Below are 4,879 nucleotides of genomic sequence, written 5' to 3'. Positions count from 1 at the left end.
CGGGTCGCTCGACGACATCGCCGGCTCGTCGCAGGGCGCGTGGGTGCGCGATCACGCGTGGGAGTACGGCTTCATCGTCCGCTACGTGGACGGGCAGGAGAGCGTGTCGGGTTACGAGCCCGAGGCCTGGCACCTGCGGTACATCGGGCCCGAGCTCGCCCAGGCGTACCACGACGGCGGGTACTCGACCCTCGAGGCCTTCTTCAACCTCCCGGCCGCGCCGAGCTACTGAGGGATGCGGCGCGCGGTCACCAGCGGCGCGCCCGTGACGCGCCGGCGCGTCAGTTCACGACGCCGTTGCTGCAGGTCTGCTGCGCCGCACTCGAGCCGGTGATCGACTCCGGAAGGGCGACGGACCCGGTGGTCGGGTCGACGGTGCCCGGCTCGACCTCGGGAGCATCGGTCGGCGCGGCGGTCTCGCCGGGGGCGGGCTCCGCGACGACGCCGTCGTTCGCGCCGACCGCACCGGTGACCTCGATCCCCTGGTTCGCCGAGAGCGCGTCCCACAGCACCTGCGCCGCGGCGTAGTTCGGCTCGACCCGGTTCGCGTCGGAACTCGCCGTCACCGTCGGGTACTGCACGAACACGATGTCCTCGAACGGCACGTCCTTGACCGCGGAGGCGATCTGGACGAGCGTCAACGGATTGGTGAGGCTCTGCGTGGGCGTGACGTTGCGCAGTCCCGTGGATGCCAGACGGAACACCGTCGCGGGATTCGAGAGCACCTCTTCGCTGACGAGCTTGCGTGCCAGGCGCGACATGTACTGCTGCTGGTTGCTGATGCGCGCGAGGTCGCTGCCGCCGACGCCGTAGCGAGTGCGGAGGAACTGCAACGCCTCGTAGCCCTGGATCGTGCGGGGGCCCGCGGGCCAGTCGATCGCGGTGTTCTCGTCGCGCATGGGGCTCGCGAGACAGATCTCGACACCGCCGATCGCGTTGGTGATCTCGATCACGCCGCCGAAGGTCACCATCGCGCCGAACTGCACCTGCTGCTCGCTCATGTCCGACACCGCGGTCATGACGCACGACAGCCCGCCGTACGAGTAGATCTCGTTGATCTGCACGTACCCGCCGCCCCACCGTCCGCCGTCGGGGGTGTCGCACGCCGGGGCCTCGAAGAGCAGATCGCGCGGGAACGACACGACCGTCACCCGACGCGGTGCGTCGGAGATGTGCAGCAGGATGTTGACGTCGTTCAGCTGGCCCTCGGCATCCGGACCTTCGCACCGTTCGCCGAACAGGGCCTTCAGGTGCTCCTCGCACGCGTCGATGCCGACGACCATCATGTTCACGCCGCCCTCGAGCTGCCCGAGGTCGGGCGGGATCGCGGGCTGGTTCTCGACCACGACGGCCTCGGCGACGTACTCCGAGGTCAGATCGACCGCGGTGTACGCCGTGACGCCGGCGACCGCGACGAGCACGACCGTGGCCGCGACGGCGAGCAGTTTGACCAGCTGCGTGAACGGGTGAGGGGAGCGCAGACGAGCGTGTTGCGCGACGGTGCGACGGCGCCGGGGCATGGCTTCTCCTGAGGTTTCCCCGAGTCTAGGGGGACGGATGCCGGAGCCCCGGCGCGCGAATCGCTCAGAACGGACGCACGACGACGAACACGGCGGCCGACACCGCCCAGCAGAGCGCGACGAACACCGTGTCTCGTCGGCGCCACGGAACCCGGTGGCGCTCGGTGCGGTCGGGGTGGGCGCCGAAGGCGCGGGCGTCCATCGCGAGCGCGACGCGTTCGGCGTGCCGGATCGCGCCGGCGAGCAGCGGGACGACGTACCCCGCCCACCGTGCGGGAGCCGACAGGACGCCGCCGCGCGCACCCCGGATGCGGTGCGCCTGACGGATCACCGCGAGCTCGTGCCCGAAACGCGGGACGAACCGGATGGCGGCGAGGGCCGCGTATCCGATCCGGTACGGCACGCGGAGCTGCTGGACGAGCGCGCGCACGAGGTCGGAGCCCTCGGTCGTGAGCCCGCCGATGAAGGCGAGGGTCATGATCGCCGCGAGGCGCAGTCCCGTGGCGAGGCCGATGGCCAGCGCACCCTCCGTGAGTGCCCAATCGCCCACGCGAAGGACCTCGCTGGTGCCCTCGACGCGCTCGGGGTCGACCCACAGCGCGAACCCGACGGCGACGACGACGGTGGCCGCCGGGATCACGCCGATCAGGATGCCGACCACCCGCCGGGTGAAACGAGTGCCGAGCAGCAGGACGAGGGAAGCGAGAACGAGGAACACGAGCGGGCTCGTGAGGTCGCGGACGAAGACGAGGGCGATCATCGCGGGCAGGGGTCCGGCGAACTTCGCGAGCGGATTCACCACGGCGAGGCCGCGTCGCCCCTCCTCGCGGGCGGCGACCTCCGCGACCGCGGTCATCCCGCACCGCCGGGGAGGTCGCGCAGACGGGTGATCGCCGCGAGCGCGGGGTGACTTGAGAGTCCGGCGAACGCCTCGCGCAGGGGCGGCGGCCGGAGCCCGGCGCGCGCGAGGAGCGCGTCGTCCGCGAAGACGTGCGCGGTGGGGCCGTCCGCCACGATGCGCCCGTCGTCGACGACGATCAGTCGGTCGGCGTGTTCGGCGACCACCTGCATGTCGTGCGTCACCACGATGATCGTCGTGCCGCTCTCGCGCAGGTCGTCGAGGAGCGCGAGCAGTTCGTCTGCGCGGGCGCGGTCCTGTCCGAACGTCGGTTCGTCGAGCACGAGCAGCCGCGCGCCGCCGACGAGCGCCGTCCCCACCGACAGTCGTCGCTTCTGGCCGCCGGAGAGGAGGAAGGGATGGATGCCGGCCTTGTCCGCCAGACCGAAGCGGGCGAGCAGGTCGTCGGTGCGCCGGCGCACCTCGGCGTCGTCGAGGCGGCGACCGTCGAGGCGCGTGGCGCGGAGGCCGTGCGCGATCTCGTCGAACACGGTCGTGGCGATGAACTGGTGCTCGGGGTTCTGGAACACGAAACCCACGTGCCGCGACAGGGCGCGCGCGTCGACGCGGCGCACGTCGAGTCCGTCGATCCGCACGGTCCCGCGCGGGGGACGCAGGACGCCCGCGATCGCCTGGACCAGCGTCGTCTTTCCCGCGCCGTTCGCACCGACCACGGCGACGAACTCGCCCGCCGTGACTTCGAGGTCGTTGCCGTGCAGCACGCGGGTGCGCCCGCGAGAAAGTTGCAGCCCCTCGACGCTCACCAGGACATCGCCGCGGCGCGGTTGCGGCTGAGGAGTGTGTGCCGAGGCCGCTGCGGGCGCGGCAGCCGCTGCCGGGGCGTCGATCAGCGCCGCGCGCAGCTCCGCCGGCGTGAGCGGCAGCCGGTCGAAACGGTGGCCGCTCTGCTCGAGGCGGAGCGCCGCGAGGGTCGCCGTGGGGAGCCACACGCCGAGCGCGTGGAGATCGGCGGCGCGGTCGCGCAGGATCGCGTCGACCGGACCGTCGGCGACGAGGCATCCGGTTCCGTCCAGCACGACGACGCGGTCGACGAGCTCGACCGCCGCGTCGAGGTTGTGCTCGACGAGGACGATGGCCCGATCGCCCGCGGCGACCACGTCGCGCAGCGCCGAGTAGACGTCGTCGACGCCGGCCGGGTCGAGGTTGGCCGTGGGCTCGTCGAGCACGAGGAGGGGCGAGCCCATCGCGAGCGCGCACGCGATCGCGAGGCGTTGCCGACCGCCGCCGGAGAGAACATCCGGCGACTCATGTCGCCGGTGCCAGAGGCCCATCCGCCGCAGGGCCGCTTCGGCGCGCGCGAGCACGTCGGCGACGGGAAGGCGCAGGTTCTCGGGACCGAAGGCGACCTCGTCGAGCAGCGTCCCGGTGATCAGCTGGGCGTCCGGGTCTTGGAAGACCATGCCCACCGTGGTGGCGAGCTCGGCGACCGTCGCGGTCGCGGCATCCTGTCCCGCCACCCGCACCATGCCCTCGACCGTCGCCGGGACGGTGTGCGGGACGAGGCCGTTCATCGCGAGGGCGAGAGTCGACTTGCCGGAGCCGCTCGGGCCGAGGAGCAGCACGACCTCGCCCGGGTGGACGTCGAAGCTCACGGCCGAGGGCGTGGGGGTGCTCGCCTCGAGGTGCGAGATCGTCACGTTTCGCAGGCTCAGCAGCGCCGCCGTGTCCGCCGCGGCGGAGGCGGCGACGGGGTGGGGGCGAGTGGTCACGGGCGAGTCCTCGGGAGCGCGTACGCCCCCCAACTTAGTGCACCCTAACTCGGGCGATCCGCGCTCATCTCGGTGTCGAGAGACCGCGCGCCACGCCCGCGCCGCGCAGCCCCGAGCCGATGCCGAGGCCCACGGCCGTCCACGCCACCGGGCCCAGGATGCTGATCGCCACCGCCGCCACCCGCGCGATAGGGGCGAGGCTCGCGATGTCACCCGCGAACCACACCGGGACGGCGATCACGACGCCGACGATGACCGCCGAGATGAAGAAGCGGGCCGCCGCCCACACGCGATAACGGGTGAGGGCCGCCACGCCCTCCTGGATCCCGCCGATCAGGATCGCGGTGCCCAGGAAGCGGAAGGTCCACTGCGGCGCCATCGCACTCGCGACGAGGGCGGCGAGCACGTGGGTGACGAGGGCGACCCAGGGGCGGCGGATGACCTGCTGCGCGATGATCCCGGGCAGAACGTGCGAGCCCAGCACCAGCCCGTAGGCCCACGGTGCCGCCGCCAGGACCGCGAGGGTCAGCCAGCCGGCGGCCCCGCCGAGGATGCCCGTCCCCACCCCGATCGCCGCGCAGACGAGCAGCACGCGGGTCGAGAGAACGGATGCCGGGGCCATGGGGCCAGCGTATCGGCGGCCGCGCAGCGTCTGTGCGCGCGTCTCTCGACGTCGAGTGTCCGAGAAACCCGGAAAAGACGCGCCCGATTCCCGGGTTTCTTGGACACTC

General features: G+C 72.3%; 5 protein-coding genes. 1 reads left to right on the top strand and 4 read right to left on the bottom strand.

What is annotated here, in order from left to right; translation table 11 throughout:
- Positions 1–232 (top strand): D-alanyl-D-alanine carboxypeptidase family protein (locus NS283_RS17690; protein ID WP_193752710.1); only part of this gene is annotated, 232 nt, incomplete at its 5' end.
- Between the two features lie 49 nt (positions 233–281).
- Here the strand turns inward: NS283_RS17690 and NS283_RS17685 are convergent.
- The 4 genes from NS283_RS17685 to NS283_RS17670 form a co-directional block, all read right to left on the bottom strand.
- Positions 282–1,520, bottom strand: a complete 1,239-nt coding sequence (locus NS283_RS17685) for an LCP family protein (RefSeq protein WP_058598162.1) — start codon at positions 1,518–1,520, stop codon at positions 282–284.
- Between the two features lie 64 nt (positions 1,521–1,584).
- A complete protein-coding gene (locus tag NS283_RS17680) occupies positions 1,585–2,376 on the bottom strand; it encodes an energy-coupling factor transporter transmembrane component T family protein (protein WP_058598161.1) in 792 nt (263 codons plus the stop codon).
- Positions 2,373–4,148 carry an ABC transporter ATP-binding protein gene (locus NS283_RS17675; protein ID WP_058598160.1) on the bottom strand — a complete coding sequence of 592 codons (1,776 nt, stop codon included), beginning with the start codon at positions 4,146–4,148 and terminating at the stop codon, positions 2,373–2,375. The genes NS283_RS17680 and NS283_RS17675 overlap by 4 nt, the downstream gene beginning before the upstream one ends.
- Before the next feature lie 64 nt (positions 4,149–4,212).
- On the bottom strand, positions 4,213–4,770 hold the full coding sequence (locus NS283_RS17670; protein ID WP_058598159.1) for an ECF transporter S component: 558 nt from the start codon (positions 4,768–4,770) through the stop codon (positions 4,213–4,215).
- Positions 4,771–4,879: the final 109 nt, after the last annotated feature.

This window comes from Microbacterium testaceum, assembly GCF_001476285.1.
In the GTDB taxonomy this organism is placed as follows: Bacteria; Actinomycetota; Actinomycetes; order Actinomycetales; family Microbacteriaceae; genus Microbacterium; species Microbacterium testaceum_B.
The sequence above is the reverse complement of the archived record's forward strand: the minus strand, read 5'-3'. Positions and strand labels throughout refer to the sequence as shown.

Excerpts from the sequence above, each read along its gene's own strand:
- NS283_RS17680 (WP_058598161.1), bottom strand. The coding sequence starts at position 2,376 with ATGACCGCGGTCGCGGAGGTCGCCGCCCGCGAGGAGGGGCGACGCGGC.
- NS283_RS17685 (WP_058598162.1), bottom strand. The coding sequence starts at position 1,520 with ATGCCCCGGCGCCGTCGCACCGTCGCGCAACACGCTCGTCTGCGCTCC.
- NS283_RS17670 (WP_058598159.1), bottom strand. The coding sequence starts at position 4,770 with ATGGCCCCGGCATCCGTTCTCTCGACCCGCGTGCTGCTCGTCTGCGCG.